The organism is Kurthia sibirica, assembly GCF_003143975.1.
Taxonomy (GTDB): Bacteria; Bacillota; Bacilli; order Bacillales_A; family Planococcaceae; genus Kurthia; species Kurthia sibirica.
Genome location: NZ_QFVR01000002.1, coordinates 229,551 through 245,174 on the forward strand (window position 1 = coordinate 229,551; position 15,624 = coordinate 245,174).

General features: G+C 36.5%; 15 protein-coding genes and 1 rRNA gene. 4 read left to right on the forward strand and 12 right to left on the reverse strand.

Annotated elements, in window-relative coordinates; genetic code table 11:
- Window positions 1-265: 265 nt before the first annotated feature.
- Genes DEX24_RS02715 through DEX24_RS02755 form a run of 9 tightly spaced genes read right to left on the reverse strand, consistent with a single transcriptional unit; the run spans window position 266 to window position 7,329 of the window.
- Entirely contained in the window at window positions 266-925 is a 660-nt protein-coding gene (locus DEX24_RS02715) for an ankyrin repeat domain-containing protein (protein WP_109304858.1), read from the reverse strand.
- A 20-nt stretch (window positions 926-945) separates the two neighbouring features.
- Window positions 946-1,563, reverse strand: a complete 618-nt coding sequence (locus DEX24_RS02720) for an NAD(P)-dependent oxidoreductase (RefSeq protein WP_109304859.1) — start codon at window positions 1,561-1,563, stop codon at window positions 946-948.
- Window positions 1,560-1,934 (reverse strand): Na+/H+ antiporter subunit G, encoded by a 375-nt coding sequence (locus DEX24_RS02725; protein WP_109304860.1) that lies wholly within the window; start codon window positions 1,932-1,934, stop codon window positions 1,560-1,562. The genes DEX24_RS02720 and DEX24_RS02725 overlap by 4 nt, the downstream gene beginning before the upstream one ends.
- On the reverse strand, window positions 1,912-2,196 hold the full coding sequence (locus DEX24_RS02730; protein WP_109304861.1) for a Na(+)/H(+) antiporter subunit F1: 285 nt from the start codon (window positions 2,194-2,196) through the stop codon (window positions 1,912-1,914). Before DEX24_RS02730 ends, DEX24_RS02725 begins: the two co-directional genes overlap by 23 nt.
- Window positions 2,193-2,678 (reverse strand): Na+/H+ antiporter subunit E, encoded by a 486-nt coding sequence (locus DEX24_RS02735; protein WP_109304862.1) that lies wholly within the window; start codon window positions 2,676-2,678, stop codon window positions 2,193-2,195. Before DEX24_RS02735 ends, DEX24_RS02730 begins: the two co-directional genes overlap by 4 nt.
- Window positions 2,679-2,696: 18 nt before the next feature.
- A complete protein-coding gene (locus tag DEX24_RS02740) occupies window positions 2,697-4,175 on the reverse strand; it encodes a Na+/H+ antiporter subunit D (protein WP_109304863.1) in 1,479 nt (492 codons plus the stop codon).
- Window positions 4,168-4,506, reverse strand: coding sequence for a Na(+)/H(+) antiporter subunit C (locus tag DEX24_RS02745; RefSeq protein ID WP_109304864.1), 339 nt, complete (start codon window positions 4,504-4,506; stop codon window positions 4,168-4,170). The genes DEX24_RS02740 and DEX24_RS02745 overlap by 8 nt, the downstream gene beginning before the upstream one ends.
- Window positions 4,506-4,934 (reverse strand): Na(+)/H(+) antiporter subunit B, encoded by a 429-nt coding sequence (locus DEX24_RS02750; protein ID WP_109304865.1) that lies wholly within the window; start codon window positions 4,932-4,934, stop codon window positions 4,506-4,508. Before DEX24_RS02750 ends, DEX24_RS02745 begins: the two co-directional genes overlap by 1 nt.
- Entirely contained in the window at window positions 4,921-7,329 is a 2,409-nt protein-coding gene (locus DEX24_RS02755; RefSeq protein ID WP_109304866.1) for a Na+/H+ antiporter subunit A, read from the reverse strand. The genes DEX24_RS02750 and DEX24_RS02755 overlap by 14 nt, the downstream gene beginning before the upstream one ends.
- A 289-nt stretch (window positions 7,330-7,618) precedes the next feature.
- Here DEX24_RS02755 and DEX24_RS02760 point away from each other — a divergent pair, with 289 nt between their 5' ends.
- Entirely contained in the window at window positions 7,619-8,293 is a 675-nt protein-coding gene (locus DEX24_RS02760) for a universal stress protein (protein WP_346214411.1), read from the forward strand.
- A 504-nt stretch (window positions 8,294-8,797) separates the two neighbouring features.
- On the opposite strand, the gene DEX24_RS02765 is transcribed toward DEX24_RS02760, so the two are convergent.
- Entirely contained in the window at window positions 8,798-9,757 is a 960-nt protein-coding gene (locus DEX24_RS02765) for a carbohydrate kinase family protein (RefSeq protein WP_109304867.1), read from the reverse strand.
- Between the two features lie 198 nt (window positions 9,758-9,955).
- Here DEX24_RS02765 and DEX24_RS02770 point away from each other — a divergent pair, with 198 nt between their 5' ends.
- Window positions 9,956-10,522 carry a GNAT family N-acetyltransferase gene (locus tag DEX24_RS02770; protein ID WP_109304868.1) on the forward strand — a complete coding sequence of 189 codons (567 nt, stop codon included), beginning with the start codon at window positions 9,956-9,958 and terminating at the stop codon, window positions 10,520-10,522.
- A gap of 141 nt (window positions 10,523-10,663) precedes the next feature.
- Here the strand turns inward: DEX24_RS02770 and DEX24_RS02775 are convergent, their stop codons facing one another.
- Window positions 10,664-11,359, reverse strand: a complete 696-nt coding sequence (locus tag DEX24_RS02775) for a Crp/Fnr family transcriptional regulator (RefSeq protein WP_109304869.1) — start codon at window positions 11,357-11,359, stop codon at window positions 10,664-10,666.
- Window positions 11,360-11,565: 206 nt separating this feature from the next.
- Between DEX24_RS02775 and DEX24_RS02780 the strand changes: the two genes are divergently transcribed.
- Window positions 11,566-12,471 carry an EamA family transporter gene (locus DEX24_RS02780; protein ID WP_109304870.1) on the forward strand — a complete coding sequence of 302 codons (906 nt, stop codon included), beginning with the start codon at window positions 11,566-11,568 and terminating at the stop codon, window positions 12,469-12,471.
- Between the two features lie 294 nt (window positions 12,472-12,765).
- Window positions 12,766-13,215 carry a FixH family protein gene (locus tag DEX24_RS02785; RefSeq protein WP_170112816.1) on the forward strand — a complete coding sequence of 150 codons (450 nt, stop codon included), beginning with the start codon at window positions 12,766-12,768 and terminating at the stop codon, window positions 13,213-13,215.
- A 2,115-nt stretch (window positions 13,216-15,330) separates the two neighbouring features.
- Here the strand turns inward: DEX24_RS02785 and rrf are convergent.
- A 5S ribosomal RNA gene (gene rrf, locus DEX24_RS02790) occupies window positions 15,331-15,446 on the reverse strand.
- Between the last annotated feature and the right edge of the window lie 178 nt (window positions 15,447-15,624).

Here is a 15,624-nt window from a genome sequence, read left to right on the forward strand (position 1 = left end):
TACGCCCAAACCCCTTTTTTATAGAGTAATCCTTTATCCAATAACAGCGTGATTCCTCTGCTGTCGCTGAGTTTATATTAAATAATTCAGCCAATTGGTACTATAAATATACTTTGTCATTGGCTTGTAATTTAGTTGCGATAATTTGCCTTTCAATCCATTCAGCAATTTCCATGTCAATAGGTGTTTGATGTGTTCCTCCGAAAGTTTATCAAAAAAGAAAGTATGTACAAAAGGTCTGTTCATTCCCTTTGTACATACTTTCTTATTGGTTTAATACATTAACAATACGTTCATAACCTAGTTTTTCAGCATGCTCTATAGCAGTCATACCATCGCGGTCTGCTATATCTTTGCTTGCTCCATGTAGTAATAAAAGGCGTATAACCCGCTCATATTTTTCACTGCCATCTCCTAATATAACGGCTTCTAACAAGGCTGTCCATCCAAGGTTATTGACATGATTAACATCACTTTTTGTTTCTTCAAGTAACCATTTCACTGTATCATAATAAGCCTTTTCACTTGCTGGAATAATACCAATACCACCGTAACGATTGACGCGCTTTACATCAGCCGTTGGTGACATTAACTTAACCATTTCTAAATAACCTTCCGCAGCTGCATATAAAAATGGTGAGTTCATCCGATCATCTTGGCAATTAACATCTGCTTTCTCAGCGATTAAGTAGGCGACCATTTGCTCATCACGATTATAGGTAGCAATCATTAATGCACTGCGTCCACGCTCATTTTTCGTATTGATATGAAAGCCATTTTTCAGTTGTTTTTTTAATGCGGCTTTGTCACCTTTTATAATATGCTTAAACCATTGTTCACTCACTGTTAGCTTTTTCTTTGATGACTTGCTACCAAAAGCATCCCCAAAAGTTTTTGTTAACTTTGTGATTATACCCCTTCTCATCAATGCCTCACACTCCTAATTTAATAGGCGATACCTACTCTATGGTAAAGAAATAAGTTGTGTATCGCTGCTTCATATCCTAAAGCTGCAGTGTCTAATACTGATATTTTCATACCATTCGTCGGTAAATAATCTTTTTCGTAGCGATATATACCTGTTTTTTTACCGTTGATCAGCGCCGTTGGACAAATAATTGTCCACTGTAAAGAGGAGTGCTTCAACTGACGGTAGACAGCTGCATGCTCATTCGCTGCAAACTTCACTTTCTGTCTTGATTCAGAAGATAAATAACGTAATTTTCCTGGTTCTGCGCGACTCTCTAATATACCCGCGGTTCCTATAGTGACGATTCTCGTAATATTTTGGTTCGTCATTTCTTCAATTAAATGACTTGTTGCTTCTGTTAATGTTGTCGTTTGATCAGTATTCAATGCAGAGAAGACGACGTCGACATCTTTTAGTAATGTAGCAATCGTCTCTTGATTCTTTGCATCACCGATAATAATTTCTAACTGTGAACTTGGTTTTCTTCTTGTAGGTTTTCTCATCAACGCCTTCACACTATGACCTTTTGACAACGCTAATTCTAAAAAGCCTGCACCGACACGACCTGTTGCACCAAGTATGGCAATTTTCATCTTTCTTCACCTTGCTCCTTATCTTTGAATAATATATCCTTTAATGCATCTTCTCCAGATTGTTCTGATAATTTAACACCTGAACGATATGCTGCACGACAGATTAAATGCCCTGCAACCGGTGCTGTCATAAATACGAATAATATACCGAGCAATAGGCGTACACTTATCGTACCGTCCTGTGCCCAAAAATAAACGAATGCTCCAAACAATGCCAACATTACTGCTAATGTCGAACTTTTTGTCGCCGAGTGGGAACGTGTATAAACATCCGGCATACGTATTAAGCCCAATGCGCTTATCAACCCCATAATACTGGCAAGTAAAATGATCAATGCTGCAATTAACTCAACGATTTGATTTGCGTTCAATGATCACACCTCTTTCTAAAAACTTACTAAAAGCAATCGTTCCAATAAAGGATAAGATACCGAGAATCAAAATTACTTCTAAATAGGCTTTGGTCCCGAATAAGATAGAAATGATAGCGACCATCGACAATAAATTAACACCAATAGTATCCAAACCGACAATTCGATCTGGCATGGATGGTCCTTTAGCGACACGATAAAATGAAATCGCAATCGTGAGTGAAAAGAGAGTTAAAGCGATTTTTAATATAACATCAATCATGTGCGCGTCACCTCCTTAATTGCTCGTTCAAATCTTTCCATTGATGCAATCACATCCATTTTTGATTGTTCGATATCCATTGCATGAATATAAAATACCCTACCTTCAGGTGATAACTCCATGACGACAGACCCAGGCGTTAACGTCAGTAATAACGCTAATGCTGTTATTTCAAGATTGCTCGTCAACTTTGTTTCATATGTGAATATACCCGGTGTGATGTTTAATTTTGGACTCATAATTTGCTTAAGTACAACAGCACTCGATACAATAAGTTCTTTTAAAAACAATGTTATTAATTTAATAATGGACCAAATTTTCCTTAAATAAAATGGTTGTCCGAAAAAGCGATGCATTAAATACATGACGATTAAACCAATTAAGTAACCTGTAAAAAATGTTTGAATATTAACCGTATCTTCATCCTTTAAAAACATCCATAGGACGGCGATGACAATATTCAATAATAATTGAATAAGCATAGTAAAATGTCCTCCTTTTTATGGATTTAATACAGCATTTATATATATTTCTGGATTTGTTAACACCCTAGCTGCATCTTCTACATATGGCATCATAATTTCTGCACCTACACCCAAAACAAGTGTTAATAGGCCAAAAGTTACCATTGGTACGAGCATCATTTTTGGTATTTTTGTTTTGAATTTTTGATTATATGTTGCCTCACCAAAAATTGATTTCAAGAAAATACGCAATAATGAATAGAGAACGATGACACTCGATAAAAAGCCAATACCAATTGCGATATATGCCCCCTTATCGATTAGCCCTTGCCCTATTAATAATTTACCAATGAAACCACTAAGCGGTGGTATACCCGCTAGTGACAGCATCATTATAAAAAATAACCAACCAAAGAGCGGAAACTGATGGATTAGGCCTTTGATTTCATCGAAACTTGTCCGTCCTGTAATATAAATAATCGTGCCAATCATTAAAAATAATAAGGCTTTGATCAACATATCATGCATCAAGTAAAAAACGGCACCCTCTAGCGACTCAGTCGTATTGGCATATAAACCAAGTAAGACAAATCCAACAGAAATAATGACATTATAAGCAACGATTTGACGTAAATCTTTGAAACCCATGACACCAAAACAACCGAAAATAATTGTGGCAATTGCCATTACACCAATGAGCGTATGTGTAATATTCGTTTCTAATGGAAATATTAATGTAAACATACGGAAAATCGCATAAATCCCAACTTTCGTTAATAAGGCTCCAAACATGGCAGCAATTGGTGTTGTTGGTACACGATAGGATCCGGGTAACCAGAAGAATAATAGCAAACCAGCTTTCAATGCAAAGACCACTAAAAATAATAAAGCAATCGTCGTTAGTAATGGACCTTGATTGACCTCTGCAACGCGTTGCGCAAGATGTGCCATATTAAGTGTCCCTAATGTGCCATAAATCATTGCAAGGCCTACGAGGAAGAACCATGAAGCGAGAACATTGATGACAACGTATTTAATAGACTCTCTCAAACGCTCTTTGCCACCACCAAGTGTGATTAGCACATAAGAAGCAAGAAGCATCACTTCAAAGCATACGAATAAATTAAATAAATCCCCGGTTAAAAACGAACCATTTATGCCGCCAATCATCAGCAGTACTAATGGATAGACGAACATTTTTTCGAAGGTTTCTCCAAGTGATGAAAAAGCATAAATCATACACAGAAATGCGACAATACTCGTCGTTAATACGAGGAGCATTGCAAAAGCGTCTGCAACAAAACTAATACCAAATGGTGCTTCCCAACCGCCAAATTGTAACACTTGGATTCCATTAACTTTCACTTGGATGAGCAAATAGATATTCACAATAATGAGGAGTAATAATGTTGAAAAAGTAAGTATTCTTTGAATACGAATTTGTTGGCGGAAAAAAATAAGAATAACGGCGATGAAAATAGGTAAAATTAGCGGCAAAACAATCAAATTATTCATGTTCATCGCCTCTCATTTCTTCCATATCATCCGTTTTATTTTGAGCATAAGCTCGATATGCTAATACGAGAATAAATGATGTAACCCCAAAACTAATAACAATGGCTGTTAAAATCAATGCTTGCGGTAGTGCATCCGTATAGGGACCCGGTGTTTCTTTTAACAATGGTACATCCCCTTTTTTTACTTCGCCAATCGTCAATATGAGTAAATGGACTGCATGTGACAATAAAGCCGTACCAAGTATGATACGAATAATATTTTTTGATAATAATAAGTAGGTTGCGACAACGACTAAAACACCGATTATTAAGATCATCATTGTTTCCATCAATCATCACTCCCTTCACTAATACTTAAAATAATTGTCATGACGACTCCCACAACTGTTAATGCCACGCCTAATTCAAAAATCATAACCGTCGCCAATGTTTTTTCTCCGATCAATGGAAATTGTATATTCATCGAGGACATTTTTAAAAATGGTTGGCCGAAAAGCATCGGTAAAATACCCGATAATAGTGCAAGCGTAACACCAATTGCTGCTACAATTTTGAAATCAAGTGGTAAACCTTTTCTCACCGTATCCGTATCAAAACTAATATAGAGCATCACGACTGCAGATGCTAATACAAGACCCGCTACAAAGCCACCACCTGGTGTATAATGTCCTGCAAAGAACAAATAAATGGCAATCGTCAACACGATAAAAACAACGAATTGAACAACAGTTCGTAAAATCAAATCATTGATCTTCATTTTTTTTACGCTCCTTTCGTGGTTTCAGCTTGATGAGCGTATAGACACCAATCCCTGCTGTTAATAACACAACCACTTCGAGCATCGTATCAAACGCGCGGAAATCACCTAAAATCGTATTGACAATATTCGCGCCCCCTGCTAACTCATAAGCATTTTCAAAGAAACCAGAAATCGTTTTAAATTCATCATAATGTAATACTGCAAATGATAAAATAACGACTAAAACTCCGGCGCTTAAAGCAATCGCCATATTGATAAGTTTTGTATATTTTGGTGTATCTTCTTTTTTCCATTCAGGTAAATACGTAAAGCATAATAAAAAGAGAACGGTTGTTACCGATTCGACAACGAGTTGAGTCAATGCCAAATCTGGCGCTCTAAACAATACGAAGAAAATAGAAACACCAAAGCCAAGAACACCATTTAATACAACTGCTGTTAGACGTGATTTTGCTCGTAAAATTAATATTGCAGCAATAATCATGACGGCCATCAATGAAATTTCATACCACTCAATTGGTGCATTTTTTGTCATATCAAATGCAAAAGAATCTGATTTGATAAAATAGCCCCCTACTACAACAATAAAAAATAAATAAATATAAATAATATAATGACGAATGGAACCAGTCATATATAAATTAGTCATAAAACGACCAACATTTTCTACTTCATTTTGTCCACGATCATAAAGTACATTTAACGTGAAACGTTCTGGTAAAGTATTGTAAATACCACGCCATTTCGGCAATAGCTTGAATAGTATGACACCAATGATTACAACAGCAATTGTCATTAATAAAGGTGTATTAAAACCATGCCATGCAGCTATATGAGGCGTTAGCTGCTCCATCGTTCCTGTATTCGGGTAAAGGCTAAGCATTGCTGGACTAAATAAATAACGTGCGAAGAAATTTGGTACGAAGAACATAATGACTACGAGTGTCACCAAAATAAACGGCGAGATTAACATACCTTTTGGCGCCTCATGAATTTTACGATCACGCGGTAGCTTGTCCTTGCTACCAAAGAAAGTTTTTACGATTAAAATCGTACAATAAATAAAAGTGAAAACACTACCAACCCATACGATAACGGGAATGATACTCAACATTGCAGTTGATGAGTATAAATCAGCTTGCTGAATGCGTAATGCCGCTTCAAAAAACATTTCCTTGCTCAAAAAACCATTAAAGAACGGTATGCCCGCCATTGATAAACTACCAATCATCGCAATTGTAAATGTAAATGGCATGATTGACATCAAACCACCTAATCGACGTATATCACGGGAGCCTACTTCATGATCGACAATACCGACCATCATAAACAGGGCTCCTTTAAACGTAGCGTGATTCAACAGGTGAAAGAGTGCTGCAAACCCAGCTTGTGTATAGATGACAGTAGCAGGGCTATAGCCAAACACATAGACAAGTGACCCCATACCTAGCAAACTCATAATAATTCCGAGTTGACTAATCGTTGAAAATGCTAATAATGCTTTTAAATCTGTTTGCTTTACAGCGTTAAACGAACCCCAGAACATCGTCATCAAGCCAACGATTGTCACCGTCCAAAACCAGGATTGATTGATTGCGAACAATGGTGTTAATCGTGCAACTAAATAAATACCGGCTTTGACCATTGTCGCTGAATGTAGATAAGCACTGACCGGCGTTGGTGCTTCCATCGCATCCGGTAACCAAATATGGAAAGGGAACTGTGCTGATTTTGTAAATGCGCCTAGCAGTACGAGGACCATTGCTGGTATAAAGAGCGTATTTGTAAGTTCAGTCGGCATAATTTGAATGGCTTCACGAATGCTGTAGCTTCCCGTCATATGAGCAATCATTAGGAAGCCAATAAGCATGGCTACACCACCGCTAACTGTAATAAGCATGGATTTTTGTGCGCCGCGTCTGGACGCCTTACGATGATGCCAAAAGGCTATAAGTAAAAAGGAAGAGACACTCGTTAACTCCCAGAAAAAATAGAGCATAATGAAGTGATCAGAGAAAACGACCCCAAGCATCGCTGTCATGAAAATCAATAGATAGCAATAAAACTTGTGCAACGCTTCTTTTTGTGAAAGATAGAAAATGGAGTAAAGGATGACTAATGCGCCCATACCTGTAATAAGGAGGGCAAACAACATACTCAAGCCATCCAAATAGGTCGTAAAGGATAGATCAAGTGACGGAATCCACTGCCAAGTATGTTCATATACCTTGCCAGCTGCAACTTGTGGAATAAATCGTAGCAATGCGATAAATAATACAATAGGTACTATGAGTGCAATCCAACCGATATGTGTTTTTTTCAGTTTTGAGCGAATCATAGGAATAATAAAAGCAACAATAAATGGTAAAATAATCGCCCATTTTGTAATCAAATGTAAATCCCTCCACGCTAGGTATTTTATTTTGCGCTAATTAGGGTACTTGACCTTTATCTAACTAAATAGCATAATAGGAAGCCAACTAGACACAATCTTCAAAAAAGATGAAAATAATTTATGATTTCAATCCAATTAAAGGTATAATACAATTAAAAATTAGATGATTATACGAGAAATACTCTTTGAAGTATATTTATATCTAAATTATACATGAAAGAGAAACCCCTTTCATGTATGAGGCTATACTATTTTAGAAAAGTTTTAAATATTAAAAAAAGGACAGGTGATTTTATTGAAATCGCACGGGCGTATGGATGAAAGCATTTTAGTTTGTGTTTATTACGGTCCTAATAGCGATCGTTTGATTCGCAGGGGACATAAAATCGCCACAATGCTTGATTGCCCTCTCTATGTACTCAATATTAGTAGACAATCTTCAGAGGAATTTGACTCCTCACAGCAAGAAGATATCCTTAACTGGCAAGCACTTTCCCAAGAATTGGATATCGATGGTCTCATTTTAAAAACAAATGAAGATCGACCGATTCAACAAGTAATTGCTGAAGTATGCAACGAACAAAATATTTCGCAAGTGGTCATTGGTCAAACTGCGCAAAGTCGTTGGGAAGAAATTACAAAAGGTTCTTTCATCAACCAATTGCTACGTGCCCTACCATTCGTTGATATTCATGTCATATCGGTCGACCGTCAAATTCGCGTAAAAGATCATATGTATGAAAAAGCCATTCGAGCATATTTAGTCGATGATGCCGGGATTTATCGCATCTATTTTGATTTACCTGAAACATTCATTTACGAAGGTTTATTTTATAAAGAATTAGGCACCGATTTTGATAATGGTCGCTTTAAATTCATGCATGAAGGTAAAACCTATGAAATCGAAGTGGATGATGGCTATATTCACGACGAAACTGTTATGAAAAACCTTAATTTATGAAGCTCTTGGTAACGTATTTACCGGGCTTTTTTTATGTCTAAATAGTTTATTAAAATAGCTAATAGTGGAAAAGAGCCTAAGACAAACGTATTTTCAACAGAAAAAATCCCGTATGATTTTTCGAAATCATATGGGATTATTCATTTCAATCAATTAAAATACCGCTGACGACTGCAACCATTGCACGCAGACCCAAAACTAATCTAATCGTCCCTATTTACATTTGTGAGCGTAGACCACTGTCATTGAAAAACTCAGCAGGATAAAAAATCCAATTATTCTCCTGATCAACGGTAACCATGCTAAAATAATACATAGCAATCAATGATACACACATATCTATTAGTCATGCGTAGTAAGGGAGCCACCTTATTCAATATAAATGTTAAACCCATTTCCTGTACTTGCCAAAATCATACGATCCTATCTTCATTCGAAATTCAATCTGCTATTTCCTGGGAAATAAAACAAAAAAGCAGCGAAAAATGCCTCGCTGCTCAGTCATTATTTAGTTGAAGGTTTTATTATTTCACCAATCTCATGTAAATGAGGCATCGCTGTAATAGCGCCAGCCTTCGTTGCTGCATATGCCCCTAATTGGTTGGCAAAAAACACGTAATCATAAGCTTCCTGTGCTGTTACCGGTAAACCATTCAAATGAATCGAACGTAAAATACCAGACATAAATGCATCACCGGCACCCGTCGTATCCACACAATTAATTTTAATAGAAGGAACATGAATCGTTTCACCGTTCATCACAACATATGTGCCATCCGCTCCAACCGTAATCATCAATAATGTAATATTATAGTGTGCTAAAGCAGCGATTCCTTCATTGATTGTCGTTGTACTTGTAATAAAGAATAACTCTTCATCTGCTAGTTTCATAATATTGACAAACGGCAGGAATTCACTGATTGTTTCCAAGCATTGCTGTGGGCTTTCCCAACGTAATGGTCGAATATTCGCATCCATAGCAATTAAACAATCATGTTCAATTGCTAACTTTACTGCTGCTTTTGTTGTTTCCAAAGCCGTTTCTTGGAACATTGTATTTGAGCAAAAGCTAAAAACAGATGCTTTTTCGAACGCCACCGGCTGTAAATGTTGCGTTTCAACTTGAATATCTGGTGTTTCATCTGTATAGTTTGTAAAAATACGATCGTTATTTTCTGTTAAATGTACTTCAACACCTGTTACACGTTTCTCAGGTATTATTTTTGCAAAATGAGTATTAACACCCTCGTTAGCAAGTTCATTCCGTACAAATTTTGAGGTGTCATCGTCACCAGTCACAGTAATAATTGCAGACGGTGCACCGATTCGACTAATTCCAGCTGCTACATTAATTGTTGTACCACCTAAAAATGTTGTGAACGACGTATTTGTCGTATCATTGGCAATATAATCTACGAAAGCATCCCCATAAATCAAGATGAATTCTCTAGTTGATTCTAACATGAATAAGCTCCTTCACAAAATATCTTCCTTCTATCCTACCATGAAGTCTGACAACACAAAAGACTTTGGGAAATAAAAAATTAATAAAAATCGATTATTTGACCATTTATTGAAAATCATTTTACCATTAAAATTCCTTTTCATCGATTAAAAGAAATCAAATTGGTATACTAAAATAAGAGAAGGAGTTTGATACAAATGAATATTACAGTTAGACGTGCACAATTGGCAGACGGACCAGCAGTTGCACCATTAATAATTGATGCTATTGGCGATATTGCACAACGCATTACTGGTGAAACAAACCCACAAGCTGTAACAGCCGGCTTAATTGAATTATTTAATCGTGAGGACAACCGTAACTCTCACTTGAACACTTATATTGCAGATAATAACGGGCAAGTGGCTGGTATTTTAGTTATTTATGGTGGCGATGAAGCGATTCAATTAGACGCAAATCTAGAAAAATGGTTAGCTGCTAAAAATGCTCCTATTCAAACGATTGAAGTAGAAGCACGAGCGGATGAATTTTACATTGATACATTATGTGTCAATTCAGCATTTCGTGGACAAGGTATCGGCACTATTTTATTAAATTATGCTGAAAAATTATGTGCTGAAAAAGGTTACAAAAAATTATCTTTGAGCGTTGAACAAGAGAAAGTCCGTGCACGTCAATTATATGAAAAAATCGGTTATGTTTATGCTGAACCGTGGATGATTATCGGAGAAGAATTTGACCATATGATCAAAGAAATTCACTAATAAAAAAGAAACCTTATATTATCTCCTTTAAGTAAACAATGTTGAAAAACATTTTACTTAAAGGGGATTTTTCTATAGCGAGAAAAAATAAGCCGTATTCAACTACATTTAAATTAGAAATTTTAGAGAACCGATCTCTTTTTATTCAAAGCGAATTCCCTGTGACATCTCGCTTAGTCGTTCCTCATCTATTATAATAAGATGATTTTTTTCACGGGCAATGATTTTTTCTTCCGTTAACTTCCTCACTACACGATTTAAATGACGGTGTGATGTGCCTAATAAATCAGCAATTTCAGCAATTTTCATCGTTTGTAATTCTTGTCCAAAATTATTATCCGGCTCTGAACTCACTGTAGACAGTAAAAAGCTTGCAAAACGACTTTCAACCGATTCCAATAAATTCACTCGAGCTGAAGTGGTACTCGTCTGAAGTTTATAACTAATATGTTGTAGCAGTTGCATCAAAAATTTCGCATTCGTCATTTCATTCGTTTTTATATAATCGATTGGTAACGTCATAATCACACTATCGATTACGGCGGTTACTTGCGACTGAATCGGCACGTCTCGTACTAACTCCAAATCCCCTAAAATCGTCAATGGATGATTAAAACGTAATAAGAGGAATTTACCTGTTTGTACGCTTGTCGTCACCTTCACACGACCTGCTACGACATAGTAAAGCTCTTTCAGTTCTTCTCCTTCTTCCATCAATACTTCACCTTCATATAAATTCCATATTTTAAAAGGGATTTTCTCGACATCAAACACTTTTTGAAAGTGATGCAAACGAATATATTGTTCTAAAATAGCAGGATCTTCAATTATCTTCATATTTCCCAGCCTTTCATTTAATAAATTAATCCATGTATATTGACTCAAAATCGAGCAAATAAATCATTAAAGCGTGAAACAATTGTTTTTTTCAAAGATATTACGGTATTCCAACAATATCTGGACATATGTCCTATATAATTATAGTAGCTCTTGATAGAATATTGAAATGATATGAATTTTTTAGAACATTAGGAGTTGAATTTATGAACAAAAATATTTTATACCCTCTTTTTATCATCCTTGCCGCAAGTAGTTACGGAACATTATCAACGATGGTAAAAGTAGCGATGGCACATGGCTTTACTACAGCACAGGCTGTACAAAGTCAGTATGCGATCGGTTTTTTATTGGCTTTAATTCTGTTTTTATTAACACAGCGCTCACTGCCTAGAATGTCTGGCAAAGGCTTTCTGATAATATTATTTTGTGGCTTATTTACAGGGATTACAGGCATAGTTTATGGTAAATCCGTACAGTACCTACCTGCATCTTTAGCAGTCGTTATGCTTTTCCAATTCACTTGGATTGGTTTATTCCTTGACTGTATCGTCCATAAACGCTTACCTAAGCGTGTTGAACTAATAAGCCTAGTATTTTTAATAGGCGGCACAATATTAGCAGCAGGCGTGTTAGATGTCGATTTATCAGGCCTTGATTGGCGTGGTTGGGTATTCGGATTTGCAGCAGCATTTAGTTTTGCAGTCTTCATGCAATTTAACTCTAAACAAGTTGTTGGCGTCACACCGATTGCTCGTATGTTATTAATGTCCATTTTCGCTCTAATAATCGTCTCTTGCTTCCAAGCACCTGCCGTTATGTGGGATGGTACATTGTTTACGACAAAATTATTATACTTTGGTTTAGCATTAGGTTTCTTCGGGATTATTTTACCGATTTTGTTATTCACAATAGCCGTTCCCAAAGTTGGCGGCGGTACTGCATCTATTTTAAGTGCTACAGAATTACCTGTAGCTGTCATGGCTTCTGTCATCGTCCTAGGTGAATCACTCTCTGCACTACAAATATTTGGTATTTTACTCGTATTAGTTGGTATGACTTTCCCCACAATTGTCGATATGCGGAAGAATAAAATCAAACAATTCAACTAAAAAAACAGCCTGAGACAAACGTATTTTCAACAGAGAAAATCCCGTATGATTTTTCGAAATCATACGGGATTATTCATTTCAATGAATTTCCGCTTCGAAAAACGCTTTCCGCGGACATGGCTGAAAACGCCTCGTCACTGCATTCCCGCTGGAATCATTTTCTGCACGTTCAATTGATTTGATGATTCGTATTGGAGACATACTATTTTTATTCTGTGCCAGGCTCTTTTTTAATTTCGTATTTTCTTCACATTTTATTGTTATACTAATCACTACTATAAGGAGTGAATTAACTTGAAAAAACGACAACTATTTTTATCATCATTATTAGTATTATCAGTTGGTTTAGCAGCTTGTTCAAATGATGACGATACAGCTACAAAAAAAGATGATACGACAAAAACAGATACAGTAGCTAGCGACAAAAAAGAAAAAAAACAAGACGATCATCATCATGCAGTCGATTTCACTTTCGAACAAACTTCAGCTAAGGTAGGGAAAGAAACACCACTTAGCGCTAAACTTTTATTAGAAAAAAAACCACTCACTAAAGCAGATGTTCGCTTTCAAATAACACAAGAAGGTGTAGAAAAAGCCGATTGGGTTGATCTGAAAGAGGAGAAATCTGGACACTATACTACAAAACACATCTTTAAAGAACCTGGAAAATATACATTAACACTTCATGTTATGAAAGGTGATACACTTCACGATCACGCTGATAATGTAATCAATGTAAAATAATATACTAAGAAGAGACCACTTTATTGATGGTCTCTTTTTTAGTTTAAATTACTCTTCATTATGAATATACTCAATCCCTCCTCAGTAAAATAAAAGTACAAAGTAGAAAACAAGCGTACTAGATAAAATAAAATTAGATACATGCATAGAGATGTGATCACTCTTTGTTAAGTACTCACGCTACTGGCATACGCAATCTGCTAGTATCCCTATTCAACAACGTTCTATAGCCGTACTCATGTCTACTGGCCGTGCGCAATCTATTGGTATCCCTATTCAACAACGTTTTACAGCTGTACTTATGGTTACTGCCGTACGCAATCTATTGGTATCCTTATTCAACAACGTTTTACAGCTGTACTCATAGCTACTAGCTGTACGCAATCTATTGGTATCCTTATTCAACAACGTTTTACAGCTGTACTCATAGCTACTAGCTGTACGCAATCTCCTGGTATCCTTATTTAACAATGTTCTATAGCCTTACTCATGGCTACTGCCGTACGCAATCTTCTGGTATCCTTATTCAACAACGTTTTATAACAGTATTCATAGCTACTGCCGTACGGTATCCTTATTCAACAACGTTCTATAACAGTATTCATGGCTACTGCCGTGCGTAATCTTCTGGTATCCCTATTCAACAACGTTCTATAACAGTATTCATGGCTACTGCCGTACGCAATCTTCTGGTATCCTTATTCAACAACGTTTTATAATAGTATTCATAGCTACTGCCGTATCAAATCTGTTGGTATCCTTATTTAACAATGTTCTATAGCCTTACTCATGGCTACTGCCGTACGCAATCTTCTGGTATCCTTATTCAACAACGTTTTATAGCTGTACTTATGCTACTGTCGTACGCAATCTCCTGGTATCCTTATTTAACAATGTTCTATAGCCGTACTCATGGCTATTGCCGTACGGTATCCTTATTCAACAACGTTTTATAAAAGTATTCATGGCTACTGCCGTGCGTAATCTTCTGGTATCCTTATTCAACAACGTTTTACAGCTGTACTTATGCTACTGTCGTACGCAATCTCCTGGTATCCCTATTCGACAACATTTTATAACAGTATTCATGGCTACTACCGTGCGTAATCTTCTGGTATCCCTATTCAACAACGTTTTATAGCAGTACTTATGCTACTGTCGTACGCAATCTCCTAGTATCCTTATTTAACAATGTTCTATAGCCTTACTCATGGCTACTGCCGTACGCAATCTTCTGATATCCCTATTCAACAACGTTTTATAGCAGTATTCATGGCTACTGCCGTGCGTAATCTTCTGGTATCCCTATTCAACAACATTTTATAACAGTATTCACGGCTACTGCCGTGCGTAATCTTCTGGTATCCTTATTCAACAACATTTTATAACAGTATTCATAGCTACTACCGTACGGTATCCTTATTCAACAACGTTCTATAACAGTATTCATGGCTACTGCCGTACGCAATCTTCTGGTATCCTTATTCAACAACGTTTTATAATAGTATTCATAGCTACTGCCGTATCAAATCTGTTGGTATCCTTATTCAACAACGTTTTATAATAGTATTCATAGCTACTGCCGTATCAAATCTGTTGGTATCCTTATTCAACAACGTTTTATAATAGTATTCATAGCTACTGCCGTATCAAATCTGTTGGTATCCTTATTTATTGGCATTTTATATTCTTAGTGTAAACAAATGGAATTGTATTTGTTTGTATGACAGAGAACATCATACAGCCAGTGGGAAGATCCACTACGCGATCTATCTCCTGTAGATAAAAGGAAGTAACAAATATAATTCACAATATATTACGATATTTATCATCAAAAAAAAGAAACCACAACGTGGTTTCTTCATGTGCTTAGCCGTCCTACTCTCACTGGGGAAAAATCATTATTTACTGAAACTGCACATTTCTTCGTCAGCTTCCAGTCGTTTGATCCTCACGTACTCATGTACGTTGCGTCCTCACTTCTGTCACTTCCTCGAACTACTTGCTCCAGTAAACAATGGCATCGTATTCAAGTGTATGAACAGAGAAAATAAAAGGATGTAATACACTTATTTATCATCAAAAAAAAGAAACCACAACGTGGTTTCTTCATGTGCTTAGCGACGTCCTACTCTCACAGGGGGAAACCCCCAACTACCATCGGCGCTAAAGAGCTTAACTTCCGTGTTCGGCATGGGAACGGGTGTGACCTCTTTGCCATCATCACTAAACTATCATTTTATTTATATACAATGTATAGAAATAAAATAAATGATTGAAAGATTATTCTTTCAAAACTGGATAAACGGTTCATTGAAATGTTTTGTAACTTCGTGGTTAAGTCCTCGATCGATTAGTATTCGTCAGCTCCGTATGTCGCCACACTTCCACCTCGAACCTATCTACCTT

What these genes read in the sequence shown, in the direction of transcription:
- DEX24_RS02745 (WP_109304864.1), bottom strand. Translation starts at nt 4,506, where the DNA reads ATGGAAACAATGATGATCTTAATAATCGGTGTTTTAGTCGTTGTCGCA.
- DEX24_RS02765 (WP_109304867.1), bottom strand. Translation starts at nt 9,757, where the DNA reads ATGTTAGAATCAACTAGAGAATTCATCTTGATTTATGGGGATGCTTTC.
- DEX24_RS02750 (WP_109304865.1), bottom strand. Translation starts at nt 4,934, where the DNA reads ATGAAGATCAATGATTTGATTTTACGAACTGTTGTTCAATTCGTTGTT.
- DEX24_RS02715 (WP_109304858.1), bottom strand. Translation starts at nt 925, where the DNA reads ATGAGAAGGGGTATAATCACAAAGTTAACAAAAACTTTTGGGGATGCT.
- DEX24_RS02720 (WP_109304859.1), bottom strand. Translation starts at nt 1,563, where the DNA reads ATGAAAATTGCCATACTTGGTGCAACAGGTCGTGTCGGTGCAGGCTTT.
- DEX24_RS02780 (WP_109304870.1), top strand. Translation starts at nt 11,566, where the DNA reads ATGAACAAAAATATTTTATACCCTCTTTTTATCATCCTTGCCGCAAGT.
- DEX24_RS02730 (WP_109304861.1), bottom strand. Translation starts at nt 2,196, where the DNA reads ATGATTGATGTTATATTAAAAATCGCTTTAACTCTCTTTTCACTCACG.
- DEX24_RS02735 (WP_109304862.1), bottom strand. Translation starts at nt 2,678, where the DNA reads ATGCTTATTCAATTATTATTGAATATTGTCATCGCCGTCCTATGGATG.
- DEX24_RS02740 (WP_109304863.1), bottom strand. Translation starts at nt 4,175, where the DNA reads ATGAATAATTTGATTGTTTTGCCGCTAATTTTACCTATTTTCATCGCC.
- DEX24_RS02775 (WP_109304869.1), bottom strand. Translation starts at nt 11,359, where the DNA reads ATGAAGATAATTGAAGATCCTGCTATTTTAGAACAATATATTCGTTTG.
- DEX24_RS02770 (WP_109304868.1), top strand. Translation starts at nt 9,956, where the DNA reads ATGAATATTACAGTTAGACGTGCACAATTGGCAGACGGACCAGCAGTT.